The sequence below is a fragment of the Candidatus Arcticimaribacter forsetii genome, assembly GCF_910589745.1.
In the GTDB taxonomy this organism is placed as follows: domain Bacteria; phylum Bacteroidota; class Bacteroidia; order Flavobacteriales; family Flavobacteriaceae; genus Arcticimaribacter; species Arcticimaribacter forsetii.
Genome location: NZ_OU342399.1, coordinates 211,483 through 236,273 on the forward strand (window position 1 = coordinate 211,483; position 24,791 = coordinate 236,273).

The window sequence follows — 24,791 nt, forward strand, 5'->3', positions numbered from 1 at the left end:
ATCCTGTAAATAGTCCTGATACAGTAATTAAATAATGGGATTATAAATAGCTTATTCGAATAAATCGGAAGACAAATAACGATCTCCTCGATCACAAATAATGACCGCTACGATTCCTGAATCTAGGGTTTCGATGAGTTTTAATGCCGCACAGACTGCGCCTCCACTACTCATGCCTCCAAATATTCCTTCTTTTTGAGCTAGTAATTTAGCTGTTTCCTTCGCTTCATTACTAGAGACTTCAATAATTTGATCGACCTTATCGGCATTGAATATTTTTGGAAGGTATTCCATCGGCCATTTTCTAATTCCGGGTATTCTATCTCCATCACCGGGTTGAACACCAATTATCTGAATACTTTCGTTTTGTTCTTTAAGATAAGAACTGGTCCCCATGATGGTTCCTGTAGTCCCCATTGATGAAACAAAATGAGTGATATTTCCATCCGTATCGTTCCATAACTCTGGACCTGTGGTATGGTAATGAGCCTTCCAATTGTCATCATTAGCAAACTGATTAAAGGAGTAATATCCTTGTTGTTCGACTTTTTCTGTAGCGTAATCTCTAGCTCCTTCAATACCAACAGCTTCTGGAGTGAGGGTTACCTTGGCACCATAGGCTTTCATGGTTTTAACCCGCTCTACAGTACTGTTTTCAGGCATAACAAGTTCCAAATCGAGCCCGTAGATAGAGGCAATCATAGCGAGTGCTATTCCGGTATTACCGCTAGTGGCTTCGATTAGTTTCGTGTTTTTAGTAATGTCTCCTCTTTTTAACGCCTCTTTTACCATATTATACGCAGCTCTGTCTTTAACACTACCACCCGGATTATGACCTTCAAGTTTAAAAAGCAGTTTGACATTTATGTTGGTGTTTAAGCTCTTGGATTCGACTAGAGGCGTATTACCAATTAAGTTTTCTAAGGTATTAGGCATTGTTTTTAATTTGAATTTCTGGTTTGTGAAACACCATCGAATTAGGTTCTATTGATGAAGTGATCCAAGCGTTACCCCCTATAATGGTATTTGCTCCTATGGTTGTATTTCCCCCTAAAATAGTAGCGTTAGCATATATGGTCACACCACTTTCAATAGTTGGATGTCTCTTGCTGTTGGCCATTTTTTTCTCTACATACAAAGCACCGAGAGTCACCCCTTGATATATCTTTACGTGATCTTTGATTAGGGTTGTTTCTCCTATGACTACTCCAGTAGCGTGATCGATAAAAAAGTATTCTCCTATCTGTGCACCTGGATTGATGTCTACTCCAGTTTTCGAATGGGCAAATTCAGTCATCAATCGGGGAACTAGAGGAAAGTTCATTTGATAGAGAGGATGTGCTAATCGGTAGATAGCGATCGCATAAAAACCGGGATAAGCCAAATAAATTTCTTGTATTGATTTAGAGGCAGGATCACCAGCCAAGATAGCTTCTGCGTCTTTGTTTAATTTATCGAGTATCGTTGGCAGACAATCGAGATAATCTTCCCATATTTCTTCACAAGGCTTTTCTTTTTGCCAACAGGAGGTTTTGACTAACTTCTCAAAAGTCTTTGCTAATTCATCAATATTTTCTTCAGCAAGGGTTTCTGTATCGAATAAGGTATTGTATAAAATTTCTGTAAAATGTTCAACTTCCTTTTTAATCTTAATTTTCAGATTGGGAGTTTTTTTATGAGCCTTTATTTTTTTTATGATATTCGTGTAATCCATAAGTTAGTATTCTCTTACAAATCTACACATTTAGGTTATGTTTTCTGAGGATCTACAGTTTTGATAAAAACATTTTCTATTTCAATACAGGAATCGAAAGAATTTCTTCTTCAAGAATCTATTAAGTATTACTTCAAGAAAATAAAGATTGACATATAAACCACCCCAACACCCATTTTGAAAAAAGAATTTCCCCCTCATTAAAAACTTCATCCTGCGAAACTGATATACTAATCACACCTGAAGTTAAAAGAAAGCATATTAACCCTTATATATTGACCAGTTTAAGAGGTTTCATGTCTTTAGAGGTGTGACATAGATCACATGAACTTTTCAAACAAAAAACTATATTTAGTTATTGTCAAATTAATAAATCTATTATTATGAAAAAACTATTATTACTTTCACTTTTGTTTATCACAACAGTAATTTTTGGACAAAACATTGTACACATCCAATACAGACATGTTCCAAATGAAAACGTAGCTGAGTTTGAAGCTTTAGAATTAGACTATTGGTCAAAAATAAAAAAGAAGGCAATTGAAAATGGACATATGTCCGCTTCAGCTTTTTTTAGACTTTATGGACGAACAGACGATGAATCTAAGCCAACCCATGCTTTTGTTCAAGTCTATAAAAGCTTTGAACAATATGAAAACCAAATGCAAATATGGTCCACCACAAATGAAACTCTAGGATTTAATTCAAACCTTGCTTCTACCAACGAAATCTCAAAAACACTTTATAATGATGTATATAAATTAGTTACTGAGCTTCCATTGGGAGAATTTAAATATGCAGTCTGGAATTTAGCGCAACCAAAAGATTTTAACGGTTTTATAAATGAAAACATAAACTTATGGATGCCTTATTTTAAAAAGAATTTAGGAAAAGATGGAGCGAGAACAGGTTGGGGAATTTTAGCAAGAGTTCATCCAAAAGGCATGGATGAATCAAGCGTACTTACCTATGATCACTATAAAGACCTGTCTAGTGCGTTGAAGTCTCTATCTCCGATGGATATAACGGCTAGTAAAGAATTGGATGTAATTTTGTCAAAATCAAAAATGAGTAAATATGATCCAGACGGATTTAGGTATACAAATATTTGGGAACTAATCGAATTAGTAGGCAGTCCTCAATAAGATTGATTTAGAATTAAAAACCCTTCAAAAGAAGGGTTTTTTAATGTCATGATTTTAATGAGAAATTTATTTAGATTCAGTTAAAGAAAAAGAAAATTCTGATCCTACACCGAAGGTGCTTTGAACATAAATTTTTTCTTTATGAGCTTCTATAATATGTTTTACAATTGCAAGCCCAAGCCCAGAACCTCCCTCGTCTCTATTTCTGGCTTTATCAATTCTGTAAAACCGTTCAAATAATCTCGAAATATGATGTTCTTCAATTCCAGATCCATTATCAATTATTCGAACAAGAATTTTTTGTTTACTTAACCTTCCGATTGCAAATTCTGTTGTCCCTCCTTTTACACCGTATTTAAGTGAATTTATGGCTAAATTCATAAGAACTTGAGAGATTCTTTTTCTATCTGCATTTACCCAAAGTACTTCTTCGTTGTTTAGCTTTTGAAAAACTAAATCTATTTTTTTCTTTTTTGCTCTAATCTCTAAAAGCCCAATAACTTCTTTAATAAGCTCGTAAAGATCAAATTTTTCAATATTCATAGAGGTAATACCTGCTTCAAATTTTGTAATCGAATCTAAGTCTGTTACGATGTGATTTAAACGATCTACACCTTGAGCTGCTTTTTTCAGGTATTTATCTAAAAGCTCTTTGTCTTCAGACGCGCCCCCAAGAAGTGTCAAAATGTAACTTTCAACTGTAAAAAGAGGTGTTTTTAATTCATGGGCTACGTTGCCAATAAACTCTTTTCTATAGTTGTCTTTAACTTTTAAAAGCTCTACTTCTAACTTGCTCTCTTTAGCAAATTTTTGGATACTCATCGTTAAAGATTGTGCATCTCTATTTAAAGAATTTTGATTTATTTGAGATTGATCGGAGTAAAATTCATCATATAAAACCTTAACCTTAGAAAAAATATATCGCTCTAAATGAAACTGAATTAAAAATAAACAGCACCCTAAAAACAAAAGGAAACTTATAATTAATACCGAAACAGGATAACTGTTATATATTCTAAAATCATCAAAGTAGGTCATTAATCCTGCAAGGGTAATAATGACTAAAACTCCAATTAGAGAAGTTAAAAGTATAGAGGTCTTAAACCTTGAAAATAACATCATACGGTATTAGTCTCAAATTTATACCCAACTCCTTTTATTGTAGAGAAATAGGAGTCCCCTAGCTTTTCTCTTAATTTTCTAATATGAACATCAATGGTTCGATCTCCTACTACAACATCGCTGCCCCAAACGGACTGCATTATTGATTCTCTTTTGAAAACTTTATCGGGTTTTGAGGCTAATAATTTAAGTAATTCGAATTCTTTCCTAGGTAATGAGATTTTTTTGTCTTTTAGGAACACATGATATTCCTCAAAGTTTATGACCAACTCTCCGAATGTTAAAGCCGTTATTGATTCGGATTTTATGAATCTTCGGAGTAAAGCATTTACTTTAGAATTCAACATTTTAGGTTTTATTGGTTTGTTGACATAGTCATCTGCACCAACTTCGAACGCTGCCAAATGAGAATAATCTTCAGCTCTGGCAGATAAAAATAGGATTATCGTTTCTTGGTATTTGTTCTCTTTTCTTAGAGCCTCACAGGTTTCGATACCACCCATAACAGGCATCATAACATCTAAGATTATAAGGTGTGGCTCTATTGAGTTTGCTTTTTCTAAAGCTTCTTTTCCATTAGATGCAGAAAAAATTTGATAACCCTCCTTACCTAAGTTATAGGAGAGGATCTCGACAATATCCGGTTCGTCATCGACGAGTAAAATTTTTAGATCACTTTTCTTCATAACGATTGCAATCTTTCGATTTAATGGATTTATTTAGAATTATAATTACTATCAAATTTAAGAATAAAAACAACCGCTTTTACTTCTTAACAATTTGTTCATCTTGAAAACAAAACAACCCTTACCCTGCTGTTATAGTTAACAAACAGCTCTAGCTAGTTGTTATATTGAACTGTGAAATGAAATTATACTTAAGTTATTTTGAAATAAAGTTGTCTTACCGTTATACTTATATAATGGGTTTCAAGGTTTTATCACTAACTTTAAAGAAACTATATTTTAAAAACATTTTCAACTCCACGACATGACTAATTCTATTCGAATAATACCCACATTATCAATTTTTCTTTGCTTTATATTAGTCTTAAACTCTTGCTCTAAAGATAGTGTCGAGGAACGTGTTGCGCCAACAATAACCTTTACTCTGGAGGTTATAGCCTCTGCTGGAGGTACAGTTAATATTGCTGGAGGAAGATACAACCAGAATGCGGAAGTAGTTATAATCGCTAACCCAAATACAGATTTTGATTTTTCTGGTTGGACTGGCGATGCATCAGGAACCGCTAATCCTTTAACCGTGCTAATGAACGGAAACAAAACTATTACGGCAAACTTTATTGCATCTGACGACGATAGGGACGGTGTAATTAACGCTTTAGACCAATGTAGATTTACTCCAGAAGGAGAAGCCGTAAACGAACAAGGATGTGCGTCATTTGAAATTGATACAGACGGTGATGGCGTTAATGATATTTATGACCAAGACAATACAACGAGACAAGGAGCTCCAGTTAACGAATTTGGTGTAATGCTTAATCCAGTTGAATTAGATGCGAATGGGCTTACTATTGTAGCAACCAATTGGGCGTTACCAGGAGATGTTGGAGAAATAAATGGAAACGCTATAATTGTAGTTAATGAAGAACAGCTTAGAGTAAGAATTATAAACAACGAAGATGTAACAGGAGTTTGTACTTCTCAAGTAACTAATATGAGTATGCTTTTTGATGGAGCAAATACATTTAATCAAGACATTTCTAATTGGGACACTTCAAACGTAACGAACATGCAATCGATGTTTTCAAACGCTTCTGTTTTTAATCAAGAAATTGGAAATTGGGAAACTTCAAATGTAACCGATACACAGGCTATGTTTTCAAACGCTGCTGCTTTTAATCAAGACATTAGTGGATGGAATACATCGAACATTGTCAATATGAGTTCAATGTTTAACGGAGCGCTTGCTTTTAATCAAGATATCGGAGGGTGGGACGTTGATAAGGTAACAAACTTGGCAAGGATGTTTTATCGAGCAGAATCTTTCAATCAGGATATCGGTAGCTGGAATACTTCAAATGTAGAATCTACCTCTGGATTGTTTTGGTTTGCTCTTGTTTTTAATCAAGACATTAGCAGTTGGGATATGTCAGCTGTAACGGATATGTCTTTGATGTTTTATGGCGCAGCAGAATTTAATCAAGATATTGGAGGATGGAATACGGCTAATGTAACCAATATGGGATGGATGTTTTTAAATGCAACTTCATTTAATCAAGATTTATCGGGTTGGTGCGTTTCCGGCGTAACTTCTGAAAACGAAACTTTTTCAGACAATTCTGCATTAACAGAAGCAAACAAACCCGTTTGGGGAACCTGCCCGAGTAATTAACCAAACAGGTAATAAACAACGCGTTGAAAAGGCTTTATATACTTTTAATATTTCTGAGCTTTTATTCTTTTAGTCAAGAACGGAAGCAGTCTGTAATTACACAAAATCAAATCTTTGTAGTTTCATATAACGAGCAGTATGAGCAGCCAAATTGGATTGAATATACAGTAAGAAACCTCCCGAAAAGAGCTAGCAGGAAGGGGTTGAACTTTTACAATGTAGACAGTATCTGGACCTCTAACAATGCAGACTATAAAAATAATATTTGGGATAAAGGCCATTTAGCTCCTGCGGCATCCTTTGCAGACTCAAAATTAAACCTAAAAGCGACCTTCTCTTTTTTAAACTGTGCTTTACAGCACAATAAATTAAACAGAAAAGAATGGAAGGAGTTAGAAGAACAAGTTCGTGAGTGGGCTAAAGAGTATGGAGATATAAAAATTCGCGTAGAAGTTTATTTTGACCCAGATCACCTAATTCTTCCTACAGGGGCTCATGTACCTTCTTCTTTTTTAAAACAAATTACCTTCCCTAACGGCTCCGTTAAGTGTTTTTACTTTTTAAATCAAGACACTTTAGACAAAGATTGGAAGGATTATGAAACGAAATGTTAATAAAATTTTGAGACGGACTAAAAAAATGGTTTTTATGAAACAAACAGTTTCAAATGATCACACTTAATTAAATGCTAATTAAGCATTTTGAGTAACTATTTGACTCTGATTTATAGACATTTACTGTTTATTTTAAAAAATCCTCGTTTAAATATTGTTTTTATATAAGATTCTCGAAACACCTTTAAGCCACTTATAGTCAGTATTTGGAAGGATATTCTAAAAGCGTAATTAGTTTTATATTAAGTTTATTAACATAAAGAGGTTTTTCCAACAATATAATGCATACATTTGCAACCAATTAAAAAACATAATTATGAGTAATCACAACGGAACTGTAAAGTTCTTTAACAACGCAAAAGGATTCGGATTCATTACAAATGAAAATGGAGAAGATATTTTTGTACACGTAAACAATACCCAAGACGAAATTACTGAAGGAGACAAAGTTAGCTATGATGTAGAGGAAACTCCAAAAGGTCTAAGCGCAATCAACGTTAGTCTAGAAGACTAATTCGTATAAAGTATAGTGTAAAAAGCCCTACCATTTGGTAGGGCTTTTTTTTGCCTTAACTTTAAGGAGTGATCACATTCTAGTTTGATAAGTATAAAGCTCATAATATCTGCCTTTTGAAGCAATAAGTTCTTCATGTCTTCCGCGTTCTACAACATCACCCTCCTCAATTACTAATATCTGATCCGCTTTTTGGATGGTACTCAATCGGTGAGCAATTACAAAAGTAGTTCTGTTTTTCATTAGCTCCCCTAGACTTTTTTGAATAAAAGCCTCGCTTTGAGTGTCCAGATTTGAAGTGGCCTCATCTAAGATTACAATCTTAGGTTTAGCTAATAACGCACGTGCAATTGAAATTCGCTGTCTTTGTCCTCCAGATAATTTAACACCTCGTTCCCCAATAAGGGTGTCCAAACCATTGTCAAAACGGTCAGTAAATTCGTTTACATAAGCTCCTTGAACAGCTTCTAATAGCTCTTCTTCGCTAGCATCGGGCCTAGGGAATAAAATATTTTCTCTAATTGTTCCTTCATAAAGAAAATCATCCTGAAGAACAACACCCAACTGACTTCTAAAACTTTTTAGATCTACTTTAGATAAGTCCACACCATCTACCAAAACTTGTCCGGAAGTAGGGTTTAGAAAAGCAGTAGCTAAACCAGCAATAGTAGTCTTTCCTGAACCACTTGAACCTACCAAAGCAGTTACCGATCCACATGGAGCTTCAAAAGAGACTTTATGGAGGACATCTACTGCTCCATCATAACTAAACGTAATATCTTTGAAAGATACAGATCCATTAATTTGGTCTAGTTTCTGTGTTCTTTCTTCGGTGTTATTTTCTTCTTCAATACGCATTAGTTCTTGCGTTCGATCTAAGCCTGCAAAAGCTTCTGTAAGTTGACTCCCAATATTACTCATCTGAACAATTGGAGCAATCATAAAACCTAGGAAAAGAGTAAAAGAAACGAATTCTCCATAGGTCATGGTTCCTTCCATAATAAAATAACCGCCCATACCCATTATACCTGCGGAAGCCAGTCCTAGTAAAAATGTGGACGAACTTGTCATAAGAGCAGTTGCCGTTAAGCTCTTTTTAACGTTCTGAAATAGTTCATTGACACCTTTTTCAAAAACCTGCTGCTCTTGTTCTTCAGCATTGAACCCTTTAATCACTCGAATACCATTTAAAGTTTCGGTGAGCCTTCCTGTGACTTCAGCATTTATTTTTCCTCTTGCTCTAAATATCGGTCGAATGTAACCAAATGCTTTTAATGCAATAATTGCAAAAATGATCACCGGAACTAGAACAAACAGGGTCATTTGAGCATTAATTTTAATTAAAATTACTAGAGAAATTACCGCGGTAATACTCCCTCCAATTAATTGAACTAGACCTGTGCCAACTAAATTACGGACCCCTTCAACGTCGGTCATTACTCTAGAAACTAATGCTCCCGATTTATTATTATCAAAAAAACTTACGGGAAGTTTTAATATTTTTTTCTGGACTTCTGCTCTTAGAATAGAGATTAAATGTTGTGCTTCAACACTTAATATTCGGGTAAGCGAAAAGGAGCTAATAGATTGAAACAACAACGCCGAGCAAACTATAATTAGTAAAACAGTAAGTGCGTGGGTATCTTTAGAAGGTATTACTTCGTCAATTAAGTTTTTACTTGCATAAGGAAGCACTAACCCTGATAAGCTTCTAACAATAATTAGAAACAACCCCAATGAAACTATTTTTCTTCTAGGCCAAATAAATTCTTTAAACGCCCAACTGAAGGAAACATTATTTTTACTCATATCTTTGTTTAAGGTATAAAACTAAGTTATTACTTTGGACTTCTATTAAGGATATTAGTCTTTTAAATTGATTGTTTATGAACGATGAAATGTTATTAATGTTTCCCATAGAAGTCTACATTGCTATTGGTGTTTTCTTTGGAGCTTTAGGAGCTTATTTGTCTGAAAAAAGAGGGAGAACCCACTATAAAGGATTTTTGGTTGGTTTTCTTTTTGGATTCCCGGGGGTGGTTTGTTTATTTATATTTCTTAAGAACAAGAAAAAAAAGGACTCCTAAAATTATATCCTTATTGTTTTGTTCTCCTAGTAGAAGTAACAAAAGCTAGAGCAAATCCACTTAGAACAGTGATTAATCCTAACAAAGAAAATATACGCAGGGTGATTTTGTTAAAGTCGTCTCTGCCTTCGTAGTCCATGGTGTGTGTCATCCATAAAAAATCGAACCACCTCCAGCGGCTGTGTCTAATTCTTTGAAATTTACCGTCTTTTGCGCTAACATAAGCAATTGGATTTCCTTTCCCAGTTAACCAAACTTTATATGCAGGTAAAGGCCTTCCTCTATACTCATCCTGTTTAGAAACGGTGTCAATGTATGCTATTTTTTCTATTTGATATTCTTCTAAAACGTAGGCTCGAATAACCTCTTTTGCGGTTTCTTCAGAAATTTGATTTTGTTTTTTACCGTTTATAGCATTGAATAAAAGAGAGTCGTTAATCCAATAGTAAGGAGTTTTGCCAATTGCTTTTAATTCCAGTTTTTTTAAGTCTATTTCTGTTCTGTTTTCAACAGAATCGACAGAAATAAGGGAATTAAAAATAAGTTCTTGAGGTCCTTTTAAATAATGATCTCCGTGAATTTCGTCTATATTAGTCCAGCTAAAATAAAGCCCAGAGATTGTCCAAAATAAAAATTGAATTCCAATAAAAATACCCAGAAATCGGTGGGTTTTTCTAAATTTATTTATTGTTTGATAACGCATAATAATACAGCTTACTTTTTAAGAAATAATTTGCATGTTTCATAAAGTAAAACTCCAATAGGACCTAGCATGAATGTTGCTAGTAGGGGAACCACGATCCAAAGGTGATTTATTTCTTTCTTTTTAGATTCTCTTAAAATCCAACAGCCTACCCAAAAATCAAAAGCAAGATAATGTAGCCAACCGGCTGCAATTAATTCAGGGGTACTGTTTTCATACAAAGCTATAATCCCTTCAAGTGAAGAAAAATCAACACTACCCATTCCTCCATTTGCAATCATAAAGTATAAATAAACAATACTTAATAAAAGTGGGACAAAAGGACGTTTTGAAATAAGAACTGTAAACCTCCAGTTAGGAGTAAAAATTAAAAGCCCCCATGCTACTAAAATACTGGTGTTACAGATCGTAAATAAAAGCTCAGTTGTTTCCATAGTTTATTTTTTAATTAATCCAAGATCAATCAATCTTTCATGTAAAAAAGCCCCTGCGGTAGTGTCTTCATAATTTTTAGGATTATTTTCAGACACACAACTTTGCAAGCAATTTAAGGGCATTTTTGCTATAGGGTGCATAAAGAAAGGAATAGAATATCTTGAACTACCCCATGCTTCTTTAGGCGGATTAACTACCTGATGCAAGGTCGATTTAAGCTTATTATTTGTTAGTCTAGACATCATATCACCCATATTAATGATAAGTTCATCAGGCTTTGCAATAGCATCAATCCACTCCCCTTGATTTGTCATAACCTGCAACCCTTTTCCCTGTGCACCCATTAAAAGAGTAATTAAATTTATATCTCCATGGGCGGCTGCTCGAATAGCGTTTTTAGGCTCTTCTACAATAGGAGGGTAGTGAATAGCCCGTAATATAGAGTTTCCATTAGAAATGTATTCATCGAAATAATGTTCCTCTAAATTAAGATGAAGAGCAATAGCTTGAAGTACATATTGTGCTGTTTTTTCTAATAGTTTATATGTTTTTTTTCCAATTTCATTAAACCCAACGAGCTCGTTTACGGTTAAATTTTCAGGATAAAGTTTAGGGGTTTGTTCCTCGTATTGGCCAAAATGCCAAAACTCTTTTAAGTCGCCTTCTTTTTGATCTTTAGCATGCTCTTTTCCAAAAGAGGTATACCCTCTTTGACCTCCACCTCCGTCAATTTCATATTTTCTTTTGACGGCATCAGGAAGATTAAAAAAGGCCTTTACCTCAGAATAAAGATTCTCCATAATTTCAGGAGAAAGAAAATGTCCTTTTAATGCAACGAAACCAATTTCTTCAAAAGCTGCTCCAAGTTGTGAAACAAACAGTTGTTTCTTGGTCGAGTCTTTACTTATAAAATCAGTTAAATCTACTTGCGGAATTTGTTTCACTTCAGTTAATTTTATTTTAAAAAACGCTTCTTTTTAGTTTATCAACTGCATTTTAGCAATGTATTTCCCAACCACATCAAACTCAAGATTAACACGAGTTCCGACAGCGAATTCATGAAAATTTGTATGCTCGTAAGTGTACGGAATTATAGCAACCGAAAAGTCTGAAATCCCAGAATCTACAACGGTTAAGCTCACTCCGTTTATGGTAATAGAGCCTTTTTCAATGGTTATGTTTTTTAATTTAGGATCATAATTAAAGGTATAGTACCAACTGCCTCCTGTTTCTTTAACTAGAGTACATTGCCCAACTTGATCAACGTGACCTTGAACAATATGACCATCCAAACGCGCTCCTAATTTCATTGCGCGTTCTAGATTTACTTTAGACCCTATAACGAGATCGCTTAGGTTTGTTTTGTCTAAACTTTCTTTAATAGCGGTTACAGTATATTGATTTTTGTTAATAGCTACCACTGTTAAGCATACCCCATTATGAGCAACACTTTGGTCTATTTTTAATTCAGGTGTTAGGTTACTCTCCATTGTTATATGAAGGTTTTCATCTTCACTCACTAATTTCTTTACTTCTCCAAAACCTTCTATGATTCCTGTAAACATTTCCTAGATTATATTGATTAACTTTGTTGATCTAAATTACTAATAAATCAAGGATTTGATGGAAGAAGCCCGAAAAATAAAAGTAGGAATTTCAATTGGAGACCCGAATGGAATTGGAATAGAGGTCATCTTAAAAATATTTGAACAAAAGGAACTCTTTGATTTTTTTACACCAGTGCTTTACGGGAATATGAAATTGATCAGCTTTCAGAAGAGACATCTCAATTTAAGAACCTCTCTTAGCCCATTTAAACAAGGAGGAAAATTAAGCCCAAATCAAGTAAATGTTGTTGATGTTTGGGATAAGGTTTATAACACCACTTTTGGAAAATCCACTCCAGAAGGTGGGGAGCAGGCTCTTAAATCATTAAAAGCAGCGACTGCAGCTTTAAAAGAAGGACATGTCGATGTTTTAGTAACTGCGCCTATAGACAAACACAACATTCAGTCTGACACATTCAAATTTCCAGGGCATACCGACTTTCTTGCTAAAGAATTAGGAGGGAAGAGCCTTATGTTTATGATAACCGACGAACTAAAGGTAGGTTTACTAACTGATCATGTTCCGGTAAGCGAAGTTGCAGAACTTATTACACCAGAAAGAATTGAAGAAAAAGTGTCCTTAATGATGCGTTCTCTAATCGAAGATTTTGGCATTTCTAAGCCTAAAATAGGAGTTCTTGGGATAAACCCCCACACAGGAGATCAAGGTATTATTGGAAGTGAAGACGATGAAGTGCTTCGCCCTACCTTAAAAAAAATCTATAATAAAGGACAAATAGTGATGGGTCCTTATGCAGCGGACAGTTTTTTTGGAGCTCAAACCCACACTCAATTTGATGCAGTGTTAGCAGTTTATCATGACCAAGGATTAATCCCTTTCAAAACCTTATCTTTTGGACGAGGGGTTAATTATACCGCGGGATTAACTAAGGTTCGCACATCACCAGATCATGGAACCGCTTTCGAAATTGCAGGAAAAGGAGAAGCTCGAATTGACTCTTTTAAAGAAGCTCTTTTTGCTGCTAGACAGATCTATTTCGAACGAAGTGCAAATGAAAATATAAGAGACTAATACTTAGTAAGTGACAATTTTCTGTTGAAAGCTTTTTGGTTGATAATTTTTTATTAAATTTGCAGGCTCAATAACTATTGAATGGAACGCTCAACTGAATTTATGTTGCCTTTTGTAGGCTTAAAAGAAGGGGTTCACCAGTTCGAATACGAGATTGAAAATACGTTCTTTAAAAACTATGATTTTAATGACTTCTTTAGCGCAAAAGTAAAGATATCGTTGGCTTTCGACAAAAAGTCAACCTTAATGAATCTTAACTTTAAAGCGGAAGGAAGTGTAGAAGTTGCTTGCGATGTAACCGACGAACGCTTTGATTTTCCAATTAACACAACTTATGATTGGATCATTAAATTTGGAGACGAGTACAACAACGACAACGATGAAATCCTAATCATTCCTCATGGAAGCTATGAAATTGATGTAGCTCAACCAATTTATGAAATGATTGTTTTAGCAATACCTGCTAAAATTGAACATCCAGGGATTGCAGACGGAACGTTAAAATCAGATATATTAAAAAAACTAGAAGAATTACAACCAAAAGAACGTTTGCTTCCAGAAGAAGAAAGCGATCCTAGATGGAATAAATTAAAAGACTTATTAAAACAATAAAATGGCACATCCTAAGAGAAAAATATCCAAAACAAGAAGAGACAAAAGAAGAACTCATTTCAAAGCAACTCCTTCTCAAATTGCTGTAGATTCAACTACGGGTGAATCACATCTTTATCACCGAGCTCACTGGCATGAAGGGAAATTGTACTACAAAGGAAAAGTTCTTATTGACAATACTGAAGTAGCTGAAGCTTAGTCAGAAACTTACATTAAACAAAAAAACGCTCTCATTTTGAGAGCTTTTTTTGTAAAAAAAATATCCAGTCGTTCAAAAATCTAGTATATTCACTTTCTAAATGCTAGAATATTAAGTAAGCATTTCAATGAAAAGCATAAACTCAAAAGGTATAAAAGCTGCCATAACTGCAGTAAGCGGTTACGTTCCTTCAGATGTTTTATCCAATACTGATTTGGAAAAAATGGTTGATACGAACGACGAATGGATTGTTACACGAACTGGAATTAAAGAGCGTAGAATAGCTCGAAATCCACTAGAACCAACTTCTTTTTTGGCAATACAAGCGGCAAAACAGCTCCTTGAAAAGAAAAACCTCGACCCTTCAACAATAGACTTAGTGATTGTTGCTACAGCAACACCAGACATGCAAGTAGTTGCTACTGCTGCCTATGTAGCCACACAAATTGGAGCTCATAATGCTTTTGGTTTTGACTTACAAGCTGCCTGTTCAGGATTCTTGTACGGAATGTCTACTGCTGCTTCCTACATAGAATCAGGACGTTATAAAAAAGTACTATTGATAGGGGCAGATAAAATGTCATCTATTGTTGATTACACAGATAGAGCAACTTGCATAATTTTTGGAGATGGAGCTGGAGCAGTTCTTTTTGAACCCTCAGAAAACGAATATGGTTTTGAAGATTCCTATTTAAGAAGTGATGGGTCTGGAAGAGATTTTCTTGCGATTAAGTCTGGAGGGTCTTTATATCCATTCGACGAAAACACTTACGAAGAGGGAGGCCATAACATTAAGCAAGATGGTCAGACTGTTTTTAAGAATGCGGTCAAGAATATGGCAGATGCAGCAGAGAAACTAATGACACAAAATGATCTTACAGGAGATCAGATTGCTTATTTACTTCCTCATCAAGCGAACAAAAGAATTATAGACGCAACCGCAAGGAGAATTAATCTCCCAGAGGATCGTGTATTAATGAATATAGAAAAATACGGAAATACAACAGCAGCTACTCTACCTTTGTTAATTTCAGATTTTGAATCTAAATTTTCAAAAGGAGACAAGTTAGTTTTTGCAGCTTTTGGTGCAGGATTTACTTGGGGAGCTGTATATTTAACATGGAATTACGATTATAACAACTAAATAGTTTAGATATGGATATTAAAGAAATTCAGAACCTAATCAAATTTGTAGCTAAATCTGGCGCATCTGAGGTTAAACTTGAAATGGAAGACATCAAAATCACCATCAAAACAGGAGGAGAAGATCGTCTAGAAACTACTACAATTGTTCAACAGCATCCAGGCTTAGTGCCAAGTACACCTGTTGTTCAAGCTTCAGCTCCCGTAGTTGATGCTCCTGTAGCTGCAGCACCAGCCGAAGCGAAAGCTAATGAGAACGACAATTACATTACTGTAAAATCTCCAATTATTGGGACATTTTATAGAAAACCAGCACCAGATAAGCCAATTTTTGTTGAGGTAGGTCAACAAATTAAAGAAGGAGATGTTCTTTGTGTAATTGAAGCAATGAAATTATTCAATGAAATTGAGTCTGAAGTTCAAGGAAAGATTGTAAAAATCTTAGTAGACGACTCTACTCCTGTAGAGTTTGATCAACCTCTATTCTTGGTTGACCCATCTTAAAGTTTCACAAAAAACAGATTCATGTTTAAGAAAATACTAATAGCAAATCGAGGAGAAATTGCGCTTAGAATAATTCGTACTTGTAAAGAAATGGGAATTAAGTCTGTTGCAGTTTACTCTAAGGCAGACGAAGAAAGTTTACACGTTAAATTTGCAGACGAAGCCGTTTGTATTGGTCCTGCACCGAGTTCAGAATCCTATCTTAAGATGGCAAATATTTTAGCTGCAGCCGAAATCACTAATGCAGATGCTATTCATCCAGGGTATGGGTTTTTGTCAGAAAACGCAAAGTTTTCTAAGATGTGCGAAGAACATCAAATCAAGTTCATAGGAGCATCTTGTGATATGATTAACCGAATGGGAGACAAGGCTTCGGCTAAAGCGACCATGAAGGCAGCAGGGGTTCCAACCATTCCTGGTTCCGAAGGGATCTTAAAAGATTTTGAAGAAACTAAAAAATTAGCAGCCGAAATGGGTTACCCGGTTATGCTAAAAGCTACCGCTGGTGGTGGAGGTAAAGGAATGCGTGCTGTATGGGCTGAAGAAGATCTTTTAAAAGCTTGGGAAAGTGCGCGTCAAGAAGCAGCTGCTGCTTTTGGAAATGACGGCATGTACATGGAAAAATTAATTGAAGAGCCTAGGCATATCGAAATTCAAATAGTTGGAGATAGTTTTGGGAAGGCATGTCATTTGTCTGAACGAGATTGTTCGGTTCAAAGACGCCACCAAAAGTTAACAGAGGAAACACCTTCTCCTTTTATGACCGATGAACTTCGTGAAAAAATGGGAGCAGCAGCAGTTTTAGCTGCTGAATACATTAAATATGAAGGAGCAGGAACAGTTGAGTTTCTTGTAGACAAGCACCGAAACTTCTATTTTATGGAAATGAATACGCGAATCCAAGTTGAACATCCAATTACAGAACAAGTAATCGATTTTGACTTAATACGTGAACAAATTTCTGTAGCAGCAAAAACCCCAATATCAGGGAAACATTATTTGCCGAAACTTCACTCCATAGAATGTAGAATAAATGCAGAGGACCCTTATAATGACTTTCGCCCTTCTCCAGGCAAAATCACAAATTTGAATATTCCAGGAGGACACGGAATTCGTTTAGATACTCATGTATACTCTGGATATACAATTCCACCGTTTTATGATTCTATGATTGCTAAGTTAATTACAACAGCACAAACAAGAGAAGAAGCAATAAATAAAATGAAGCGTGCATTAGGTGAGTTTGTTATAGAAGGTATAAAAACGACCATTCCTTTTCACATTCAATTGATGAATCACCCAGATTATATTGCAGGGAATTATACAACAAAATTCATGGAAGATTTCGAAATGGAATAAACCAGAATTTATCTATAAAAAAGCCTGCATTATGCAGGTTTTTTTTATTGATAAAAACTCAATTGACTTATATCCAGCCTTTTTCGTTTAAGAACTCTGCAATTTGTATTGTGTTTGTAGCAGCACCTTTTCTTAGGTTGTCCGAAACAATCCACATATTTAAAGTGTTTTCCTGTGAAAAATCTTTTCTAATTCTACCTACAAACACTTCGTTTTTTCCTTCTGCGTAAATAGGCATTGGATAAGTGTTTGTGTCAGGATTATCCTGAACAACCACTCCAGGACTTTCGTTAAGTAAAGCTTGAACATCTGCTACAGAAACATCCTTTTTTAATTGTACATTAACAGATTCACTGTGGCCTCCTACAACTGGGATACGAACTGCAGTAGCTGTAACATTAATTTCATTATCCCCTAAAATTTTGTGGGTTTCTTGAATCAATTTCATTTCTTCTTTTGTGTAACCGTTTTCCTGAAAAACGTCACAATGTGGAATAGCGTTTCTGTGAATAGGGTAAGGGTAAGCCATTTCACCTTTTTCACCTGCGTATTCATTTTCTAGTTGTTGTACTGCTTTAACACCCGTACCTGTAATCGATTGATAAGTTGAAATTACAAGACGCTCAATTCCATAATTTCTTTGAAGTGGTGCAAGAGCAACAAGCATTTGTATGGTGGAGCAATTTGGATTTGCGATAATTTTATCTTCAGGCGTAAGTTCGCCAGCGTTTATTTCTGGAACAACAAGCTTTTTTGTTGGATCCATTCTCCAAGCAGATGAATTGTCAATTACAGTAGTTCCGGCAGCTGCAAATTTAGGCGCCCACTCAAGAGAAGTTTCCCCTCCAGCAGAAAATAAAGCAACATCAGCTTTCATTTCGACAGCTGTTTGTAAACCAACAACTGAATAAGAAGATCCATTGTATTCTATTTGTTTTCCTACAGAGCGTTCTGATGCAACTGGAATTAATTCGGTTAATGGAAAATTTCTTTCAGCTAATACTTTCAACATTACTTGACCTACCATACCGGTAGCTCCAACTAGAGCAACTTTCATTTTAATTTTTTTAAATTATTGAAGGCAAAAGTACTTATAAAATCGAACCTTCCAAACGAAACTATTGATTATATCAAACCTACAACAAAAAGTTATATTTATAACTTTTTTATATATAAACCCTTTTAATTCTGTTATTTAGTCCCGTTAGTATTTCATAAGAAATTGTATTTGCCGAAGCGGTAAAGTCAACAGCAGTAGTGTTTTCATCAAAGAAAACTACTTCGTCTCCTGTTTTGCAATCTATTGCACTAACATCAATCATGAGCATGTCCATACAAACGTTTCCTATAATCGAAGCAGGCTTTCCGTTTATTTGGACAGTTCCAATTCCATTTCCATATTGTCTTCCAATCCCATCGGCATGACCTACAGGAATAACACCAATGATACTGTTCTTGGTGGCAACCCATCCTTGATTATAACCCACGCTTTCTCCTTTATTTAAGTGATGAATTTGACATAAAGGAGCACTTAATTTAGCAATTGGTTTTAATTCTGCATCCCATTCTGTTCGATTGGCAAAGCCATAGAGTGCAATTCCAGTTCGAACAGCATCATACTTTAGTTCTGGATAATTAAAAATCCCAGAACTATTTAGGAGGTGTAATTTTGGAGGGTTTTTGTAACGCTTTAGTATTTGTTTTTTTATCAGTTCAAAAGATTCGATTTGTTTTTTAGTAAACGCACAGGGTTTCTTGTTTTCAGAAGCTCCGAGATGAGAATAGACACTTTTTACTTCTAAAGAAGATTCGTCAAGTATATTGAGAACTTCATTTAATTCATTAATCGAAATCCCTATTCTATTTAATCCAGTATTACATTTTAGGTGGACAGGGTATTTATTTAGGGTATTTTTATTTACTAATGCTAGGAAAGAATGAATGATTTCTTTTGAGTATAAAGCAGGCTCTAAGTTGTATTCAATAAGTTTTTCGAGTTGTCCTTTTTGAGGGTAAAAAACCAATATAGGTTTTTTAATTCCAGCTTTTCGTAAATTAATTCCTTCCGAGGCATAAGCAACTGCAAAATAATCGGTGCCTAATGCCGATAGTTCTTTTGCGATTTTAACTCCATCCGACCCGTATGCATTAGCCTTTACAACCGCAATTAATAGGGTTTCTCCATTAATTTTAGAGCGCAATACATTATAATTATGAGCTAAAGATTTTAGATTAATAGTTAAGTAAGCTTCTTGGCTCATGAATTATTTTTTTTCTTTTTTGACTCCAAAGATTCCTTTTCTCTAATTTTAAAAAATGCAGCTCTACTAAGGGGTTCGTATAAATCCTTTTCCCCTAAGACCACTACATTATCATCTTTAGATTTACGATGACTGTACTGCGCTAAATTTCCTGTTTCTGTACAAACAGCATGAACCTTTGTAACATATTCTGCAGTTGCCATTAGTGCAGGCATTGGCCCAAAAGGGTTTCCTTTAAAGTCCATATCTAAACCTGCAACTATAACGCGGATTCCTCTATTAGCTAAATCATTACAAACTTGAACAATTTCTGAATCAAAAAACTGAGCTTCATCTATTCCAACAACATCACACTCGGAGGCTAGAATAGGAATATTAGCCGCAGCAGGAACAGGGGTAGACCGTATTTGATTTTGATCATGAGAGGTAACCAATTCGTCATCATATCGATTATCAACCGAAGGTTTAAAAATCTCAATCCTTTGTTTAGCAAATTGAGCTCTTTTTAAGCGTCTAATAAGCTCCTCTGTTTTACCAGAAAACATAGATCCACAGATTACTTCTATCCAGCCAAATTGTTCGTTTTGATTTACCGTGTTTTCTAAAAACATTTTCGTATTTTTCAGCAAAGCTTTTGCTACCTACTACAACAAAAGTATTAAAACTAATTGTTGAAAAGAATCAAATTTAATGATTAATACACTTCTAGAAGAATTAAGAGAAATCGCTCGGTCTATTTTAGAGCAAAGAGATCGTCTGGATTTAATTAAACTGGAAAAACAAGTTGGAGCGCTTCAAAAAAAAATCATTGTTCTTCAACACGAACAATCAAAAATAGCAGAAGAAGTTTCTACGGAACCCGTTATAGAAGTAGAGGAGTCAATTGAGGTTGATGAACCGCCTACTTTTGATGCTTCAAAGAATGAAGCCCCAGAGCAACCGAACACTACTTTTGATAATTTATTTTCAGATTCAATTAGTGAACCTGTTTTTGTAAAAAAAGAACCTTCTGAACCAGCCAATATAAATTCACCTGAAAACACTCCTAAAAACTTAAACGATGCTTTAGGGAAAGGATTAAAGATTGGGTTGAATGATCGCTTGGCTTTTATAAAAAACCTATTTGATGAAAGTCCACAAGATTATCAAAGGGTTATTTCTCAAATCTCAGTTTATGAAAGTTTTGAAGAAGCTCAGGATTTCATCGAGAACTTTGTAAAACCAGAGTATAATTTTTGGGAAGAGAAAGAGTCTTTTGAACTTAGATTTTATAAGATAATCGAACAAAACTTTAGTTAAACAGGAAGATGAAAATTCAAAAACTTGATGTTGACTACATCAATTTAATAAATTCATATTCAAATAAAAATCTAAAAAGATCGTGGGAAAACTATTTTTAGTTCCAACTCCTATAGGGAATTTGAAGGACATGACTTATCGTGCCGTTGAGGTGCTGTCTCAGGTTGATTTAATTTTGGCTGAAGACACTAGAACGAGCGGGAAACTCATGAAGCACTTTGAAATTACGGCTCCATTGCAAAGTCATCATATGCATAACGAACACAGTACTTTAGCTTCAATAATTTCTAAATTAAAACAAGGAAAACAAATTGCTCTAATTTCTGATGCAGGAACTCCAGCAATTTCAGACCCAGGATATTTATTAGTTCGCGAAGCAATTGCCAATAAAATTGAAACCGAATGTTTACCTGGAGCAACAGCCTTTGTGCCTGCCCTTGTTCAAAGCGGCTTACCTAACGAACGCTTTATTTTCGAGGGTTTTTTACCTCCAAAAAAAGGAAGACAAACAAGATTAATGCAACTCTCAGAAGAAACGAGAACCCTAATTATTTATGAGTCTCCACACAAGGTAATAAAAACACTGTCACAGCTAATTGAGTTTTTTGGAGCAGATCGACAGCTTAGTTTCTCGAGAGAATTAACTAAGTTACACGAAGAGACTTTTAGGGGGTCTATTGAAGAAGCAAAACAACATCTCGAACAGAAGCCGCCAAAAGGAGAATTTGTGCTCTGTATCGCCGGAAAATCAAAAAAATAAATGCGCTGGGAACCTAAATTAAAACCAGATTTAACCAAGGTTATTAAAATTCAGGAAGAATTACAAGTTCCTGAACCCATTGCTGCGCTATTAATTCAAAGAGGAATTGAAGATTTTGATACTGCAAAAGCATTCTTTAGACCTCAGTTAGCAAACTTGCACGATCCTTTTTTAATGAAAGACATGGATCTTGCAGTTGATCGTATAGATCAAGCTTGTAGAGAACAAGAGACCCTAATGGTATATGGAGATTATGATGTTGATGGCACAACCTCTGTTTCTTTAGTGTACTCTTTTTTAAGGCCTTATTTTCAAAACATTATACCTTACATTCCGGATCGTTATGAGGAAGGGTATGGGATATCGTTCAAAGGAATTGATGTAGCCTCAGAAAAAGGAATTACATTAATTATTGCTTTAGACTGCGGTATTAAAGCAGTCGAAAAAGTAGCTTATGCAAAGACTAAAGGAATAGATTTTATAATCTGTGATCACCACTTACCAGGCGATGAAATTCCAGAAGCTAGTGCTGTTTTGGACCCTAAACGCGAAGATTGTGGTTATCCGTATAAAGAATTATGTGGCTGTGGAATTGGATTTAAATTAATTCAAGCTCTAACAACTTTTTGGGAAGAAGATTCAGGGGAATTAGAATCCTATTTAGATTTAGTTGCGACGGCTATTGCTGCAGATATTGTTCCCATGACAGGAGAGAACAGAATTCTTGCTTTTCATGGTATTGAGCAATTAAGAACAAACCCAAGAGAGGGCTTGAGAACTTTTATAGAGCAGCTTAAAAAACCTGTAAGCATTACCGATTTGGTTTTTGTTATAGCTCCTAGAATAAATGCTGCAGGAAGAATGAGTCACGCCCTTAACGCAGTTGATCTTTTAATTGAAACCAATTCTGAACTCATTGAAGAGAAAGCAAAAAAAATAGAATTATTTAACACAGATAGAAGAGCAACTGATTTAAGAATAACCAAGGAAGCACTAGCTTTAATAGAGGAACTGGAAGAACAAGACCGTTATAGTACAGTTGTTTCTAAAGAAGACTGGCATAAAGGAGTTATCGGGATTGTTGCTTCTAGATTAATAGAAACTTATTATCGTCCTACTGTAGTGTTTTCATTGATTGGAGAGACTATGGTTGGTTCGGTTCGTTCTGTAAAAGGATTTAATGTTTACGAAGCGTTAGATGCGTGTAAAGAACATATAGTCCAATTTGGAGGGCATAAATATGCCGCTGGATTGACAATTAAAAAATCAAATTACGAAAACTTTAAAGCTAAATTTGAAGAGGTTGTAAAAGACCGAATACTCCCAGAACAAAGAATTCCCTCAGTAGTTTATGATTTAGAAGTTAAGCTCGAGGAGTTAACCCCCAAGCTTTATAGAATAATAGAACAGCTTGGACCTTTTGGACCTCAAAATATGCGACCAGTTTTTAGAACAAAAAAAGTCATTGATTCTGGCTTTTCTAAAGCCGTTGGAAGCGATAGTTCTCATTTAAGATTATCCATAAAATCAAGCCCAAACCCATTGATAGGAATTGCATTTGGGCGTGCAGATTTTTTACCTCATATTCAATCGAAAAAACCATTTGATTTGGTGTACACTCTCGATGAAAATGAATGGAATGGTACGCTATCTCTTCAACTTAAAGTAAAAGACTTAAGGCCTTCTTAAGCATCCAAATGATTTAATAACCCTTGAGTAGATTGGTCGTGTTTGTTTTGTGTTTCTTTCGTGATATCCGTTAGAATCACTGATGCTAATTGTTTACCAAGTTCAACGCCCCATTGATCATAGCTAAAAATATTCCAAATCACCCCTTGTACAAATATTTTATGCTCATACATTGAAACAAGTTTACCTAAACTTTCTGGAGTTAATTTGTCTATTAATAAGGTATTGGTGGGTTGATTTCCTTCGAATATTTTAAAGGGTAATAATGCTTTAATAGCTTCTGAATTTTTCCCAGCTTCTAATAATTCTTTCTCAACAGTTGCTCCATTTTTACCTTGCATTAAAGCTTCGGTCTGTGCTAAAAAATTGGCCATTAACTTTTGGTGGTGATCTTTTTCTCCATAAAGTGAACTTTTAAAACCTATAAAATCTGCTGGAATTAGTTTTGTTCCTTGGTGAATTAATTGAAAAAAAGCGTGTTGAGCATTAGTCCCTGAACCTCCCCAAATTATAGTTCCCGTTTGATAATCAACAGGTTCTCCGTTTCTGTCTACACTTTTTCCATTGCTCTCCATAATGCCTTGTTGGAGGTAGGCTGGAAGATTTCTGAGATATTGAGTATAAGGAATAATTGCCTCACTTTCTGCTCCCCAAAAATTATTATACCAGATGCTAATCAGCGCGAGGACAACAGGAATGTTCTGATCAAAAGGTGTTTTTCTAAAGTGCGAATCCATTGAATTAGCCCCTTTAAGTAGTAACTCAAAGTTTTCTGCCCCTACAGCAAGAGCAACACTTAATCCTACAGCAGACCATAAAGAAAATCTACCTCCAACCCAATCTTTCATTGGAAATACATTGTCTGGATGAATACCAAATGCTTGAATTTTTTTGAGGTTTGTTGAAACTGCAACAAAGTGTTTGGCAATTGCTTCTTCTTTAGCAGATTTTAAAAACCATTTTCGGATTGTATTCGCATTTGTTAAGGTTTCTTGTGTAGTGAAAGTTTTAGAAACAATAACAAACAATGTAGTTTCTGGGTTCAGTTTTCGAAGAATTTCATGTACATGATCTCCTTCAACATTAGAAACAAAATGCGTGTTTAAGTGGTTTTTATAATGCTCTAAACCTTCAACTATCATTGCTGGCCCAAGATCAGAACCTCCAATTCCAATATTTACAACATCCGTAATTTCTTTGCCCGTAAAACCTTTATGTTCTCCAGAAATTATAGCGCTAGTAAACTGACTAATTTTTTCTTTGACTGCGAAAATTTCCGGAATCACATCAAGACCATCTACAAAAACTTGATCGTTCTCTTTTGCTCTCAAAGCGGTGTGTAAAACGGCTCTATTTTCAGTTTGGTTTATTGCAGCACCTTCAAAGTAAGCTTCTATTGCGTTTTTTAAACCACATTCATCTGCAAGCTCATTTAGAAGAGCAAGTGTTTCAGAGCTCAACCGATTTTTAGAATAATCGACAAGGAAATCTTCCCAATGAATGGACATATTTTTAAATCTAGAAGCTTCATTATTAAAAGAATCTTGAAGGGTTACTTCTTTTTGTGTTTTGAAATGCGCTTCTAATTTTTTCCACGCTTTGGTTTTAGAGGGGTTTATTGAGTTTAATGTCATAG

Annotated in this window: 27 protein-coding genes; 14 read left to right on the forward strand and 13 right to left on the reverse strand. The window is 35.1% G+C overall.

Translation table 11 applies throughout. From position 1 onward, the window contains the following. Window positions 1-51: 51 nt before the first annotated feature. Window positions 52-936, reverse strand: coding sequence for a cysteine synthase CysM (gene cysM / locus NG655_RS01075; RefSeq protein ID WP_252157499.1), 885 nt, complete (start codon window positions 934-936; stop codon window positions 52-54). Beyond that, a complete protein-coding gene (gene epsC, locus NG655_RS01080) occupies window positions 929-1,714 on the reverse strand; it encodes a serine O-acetyltransferase EpsC (RefSeq protein WP_252157500.1) in 786 nt (261 codons plus the stop codon). The genes cysM and epsC overlap by 8 nt, the downstream gene beginning before the upstream one ends. A gap of 383 nt (window positions 1,715-2,097) precedes the next feature. Between epsC and NG655_RS01085 the strand changes: the two genes are divergently transcribed. After that, window positions 2,098-2,859 carry a hypothetical protein gene (locus tag NG655_RS01085; RefSeq protein WP_252157501.1) on the forward strand — a complete coding sequence of 254 codons (762 nt, stop codon included), beginning with the start codon at window positions 2,098-2,100 and terminating at the stop codon, window positions 2,857-2,859. A 66-nt stretch (window positions 2,860-2,925) separates the two neighbouring features. Here the strand turns inward: NG655_RS01085 and NG655_RS01090 are convergent, their stop codons facing one another. Beyond that, window positions 2,926-3,981 (reverse strand): sensor histidine kinase, encoded by a 1,056-nt coding sequence (locus NG655_RS01090; protein ID WP_252157502.1) that lies wholly within the window; start codon window positions 3,979-3,981, stop codon window positions 2,926-2,928. Beyond that, window positions 3,978-4,667, reverse strand: coding sequence for a response regulator transcription factor (locus tag NG655_RS01095; protein ID WP_252157503.1), 690 nt, complete (start codon window positions 4,665-4,667; stop codon window positions 3,978-3,980). Before NG655_RS01095 ends, NG655_RS01090 begins: the two co-directional genes overlap by 4 nt. 304 nt (window positions 4,668-4,971) lie before the next feature. Here NG655_RS01095 and NG655_RS01100 point away from each other — a divergent pair, with 304 nt between their 5' ends. The 3 genes from NG655_RS01100 to NG655_RS01110 all read left to right on the forward strand — a co-directional run bounded on the left by NG655_RS01100 (window position 4,972) and on the right by NG655_RS01110 (window position 7,464). Beyond that, window positions 4,972-6,336, forward strand: a complete 1,365-nt coding sequence (locus NG655_RS01100; RefSeq protein WP_252157504.1) for a BspA family leucine-rich repeat surface protein — start codon at window positions 4,972-4,974, stop codon at window positions 6,334-6,336. Window positions 6,337-6,359: 23 nt separating this feature from the next. Next, window positions 6,360-6,950 carry a DNA/RNA non-specific endonuclease gene (locus NG655_RS01105; protein ID WP_252157505.1) on the forward strand — a complete coding sequence of 197 codons (591 nt, stop codon included), beginning with the start codon at window positions 6,360-6,362 and terminating at the stop codon, window positions 6,948-6,950. Between the two features lie 316 nt (window positions 6,951-7,266). Next, entirely contained in the window at window positions 7,267-7,464 is a 198-nt protein-coding gene (locus NG655_RS01110) for a cold-shock protein (protein ID WP_252157506.1), read from the forward strand. Between the two features lie 72 nt (window positions 7,465-7,536). Here the strand turns inward: NG655_RS01110 and NG655_RS01115 are convergent, their stop codons facing one another. Next, window positions 7,537-9,273, reverse strand: coding sequence for an ABC transporter ATP-binding protein (locus NG655_RS01115; RefSeq protein WP_252157507.1), 1,737 nt, complete (start codon window positions 9,271-9,273; stop codon window positions 7,537-7,539). Between the two features lie 77 nt (window positions 9,274-9,350). On the opposite strand from NG655_RS01115, the gene NG655_RS01120 reads away from it, so the two are divergent. Further along, entirely contained in the window at window positions 9,351-9,551 is a 201-nt protein-coding gene (locus NG655_RS01120) for a hypothetical protein (protein WP_252157508.1), read from the forward strand. Window positions 9,552-9,561: 10 nt separating this feature from the next. On the opposite strand, the gene NG655_RS01125 is transcribed toward NG655_RS01120, so the two are convergent. The 4 genes from NG655_RS01125 to NG655_RS01140 are packed head-to-tail and all read right to left on the reverse strand — an operon-like array spanning window position 9,562 to window position 12,254. Further along, the gene (locus NG655_RS01125) at window positions 9,562-10,254 is read right to left on the reverse strand and encodes a hypothetical protein (protein ID WP_252157509.1); all 693 of its coding nucleotides are present in this window, start codon (window positions 10,252-10,254) and stop codon (window positions 9,562-9,564) included. An 11-nt stretch (window positions 10,255-10,265) separates the two neighbouring features. Next, window positions 10,266-10,688 carry an ABA4-like family protein gene (locus NG655_RS01130; protein ID WP_252157510.1) on the reverse strand — a complete coding sequence of 141 codons (423 nt, stop codon included), beginning with the start codon at window positions 10,686-10,688 and terminating at the stop codon, window positions 10,266-10,268. Between the two features lie 3 nt (window positions 10,689-10,691). Then, window positions 10,692-11,633 (reverse strand): isopenicillin N synthase family dioxygenase, encoded by a 942-nt coding sequence (locus NG655_RS01135; RefSeq protein ID WP_252157511.1) that lies wholly within the window; start codon window positions 11,631-11,633, stop codon window positions 10,692-10,694. A 33-nt stretch (window positions 11,634-11,666) separates the two neighbouring features. After that, window positions 11,667-12,254 carry a riboflavin synthase gene (locus NG655_RS01140; protein WP_252157512.1) on the reverse strand — a complete coding sequence of 196 codons (588 nt, stop codon included), beginning with the start codon at window positions 12,252-12,254 and terminating at the stop codon, window positions 11,667-11,669. A gap of 58 nt (window positions 12,255-12,312) precedes the next feature. Between NG655_RS01140 and pdxA the strand changes: the two genes are divergently transcribed. The 6 genes from pdxA to accC all read left to right on the forward strand — a co-directional run bounded on the left by pdxA (window position 12,313) and on the right by accC (window position 17,146). Further along, entirely contained in the window at window positions 12,313-13,329 is a 1,017-nt protein-coding gene (gene pdxA / locus NG655_RS01145; protein ID WP_252157513.1) for a 4-hydroxythreonine-4-phosphate dehydrogenase PdxA, read from the forward strand. An 81-nt stretch (window positions 13,330-13,410) separates the two neighbouring features. Further along, entirely contained in the window at window positions 13,411-13,941 is a 531-nt protein-coding gene (locus NG655_RS01150) for a YceD family protein (RefSeq protein WP_252157514.1), read from the forward strand. A gap of 1 nt (window position 13,942) precedes the next feature. After that, window positions 13,943-14,140: a 50S ribosomal protein L32 gene (rpmF, locus tag NG655_RS01155; protein WP_252157515.1), complete on the forward strand. Its 198-nt coding sequence runs from the start codon at window positions 13,943-13,945 to the stop codon at window positions 14,138-14,140. Between the two features lie 127 nt (window positions 14,141-14,267). Further along, on the forward strand, window positions 14,268-15,284 hold the full coding sequence (locus NG655_RS01160; protein WP_252157516.1) for a beta-ketoacyl-ACP synthase III: 1,017 nt from the start codon (window positions 14,268-14,270) through the stop codon (window positions 15,282-15,284). An 11-nt stretch (window positions 15,285-15,295) separates the two neighbouring features. Next, window positions 15,296-15,787 (forward strand): acetyl-CoA carboxylase biotin carboxyl carrier protein, encoded by a 492-nt coding sequence (gene accB / locus NG655_RS01165; RefSeq protein WP_252157517.1) that lies wholly within the window; start codon window positions 15,296-15,298, stop codon window positions 15,785-15,787. Between the two features lie 21 nt (window positions 15,788-15,808). Then, entirely contained in the window at window positions 15,809-17,146 is a 1,338-nt protein-coding gene (accC, locus tag NG655_RS01170; protein ID WP_252157518.1) for an acetyl-CoA carboxylase biotin carboxylase subunit, read from the forward strand. Window positions 17,147-17,213: 67 nt separating this feature from the next. On the opposite strand, the gene NG655_RS01175 is transcribed toward accC, so the two are convergent. From NG655_RS01175 to NG655_RS01185, 3 genes are all read right to left on the reverse strand, one after another. After that, the gene (locus tag NG655_RS01175; protein WP_252157519.1) at window positions 17,214-18,203 is read right to left on the reverse strand and encodes an aspartate-semialdehyde dehydrogenase; all 990 of its coding nucleotides are present in this window, start codon (window positions 18,201-18,203) and stop codon (window positions 17,214-17,216) included. A gap of 109 nt (window positions 18,204-18,312) precedes the next feature. Beyond that, complete coding sequence (gene alr, locus NG655_RS01180; RefSeq protein ID WP_252157520.1) at window positions 18,313-19,407, reverse strand: alanine racemase; 1,095 nt, start codon at window positions 19,405-19,407, stop codon at window positions 18,313-18,315. Then, window positions 19,404-20,018, reverse strand: coding sequence for a thymidine kinase (locus tag NG655_RS01185; protein ID WP_252157521.1), 615 nt, complete (start codon window positions 20,016-20,018; stop codon window positions 19,404-19,406). Before NG655_RS01185 ends, alr begins: the two co-directional genes overlap by 4 nt. Before the next feature lie 79 nt (window positions 20,019-20,097). Here NG655_RS01185 and NG655_RS01190 point away from each other — a divergent pair, with 79 nt between their 5' ends. The 3 genes from NG655_RS01190 (at window position 20,098) to recJ (ending at window position 23,155) form a co-directional block, all read left to right on the forward strand. Continuing rightward, window positions 20,098-20,706: a hypothetical protein gene (locus tag NG655_RS01190; RefSeq protein ID WP_252157522.1), complete on the forward strand. Its 609-nt coding sequence runs from the start codon at window positions 20,098-20,100 to the stop codon at window positions 20,704-20,706. An 82-nt stretch (window positions 20,707-20,788) separates the two neighbouring features. Next, on the forward strand, window positions 20,789-21,466 hold the full coding sequence (gene rsmI / locus NG655_RS01195) for a 16S rRNA (cytidine(1402)-2'-O)-methyltransferase (protein WP_252157523.1): 678 nt from the start codon (window positions 20,789-20,791) through the stop codon (window positions 21,464-21,466). After that, the gene (recJ, locus tag NG655_RS01200; protein ID WP_252157524.1) at window positions 21,467-23,155 is read left to right on the forward strand and encodes a single-stranded-DNA-specific exonuclease RecJ; all 1,689 of its coding nucleotides are present in this window, start codon (window positions 21,467-21,469) and stop codon (window positions 23,153-23,155) included. Here recJ and pgi read toward each other — a convergent pair. Further along, window positions 23,152-24,789, reverse strand: coding sequence for a glucose-6-phosphate isomerase (pgi, locus tag NG655_RS01205; protein ID WP_252157525.1), 1,638 nt, complete (start codon window positions 24,787-24,789; stop codon window positions 23,152-23,154). The two genes, recJ and pgi, sit on opposite strands and share 4 nt — an antisense overlap. Window positions 24,790-24,791 lie beyond the last annotated feature (2 nt).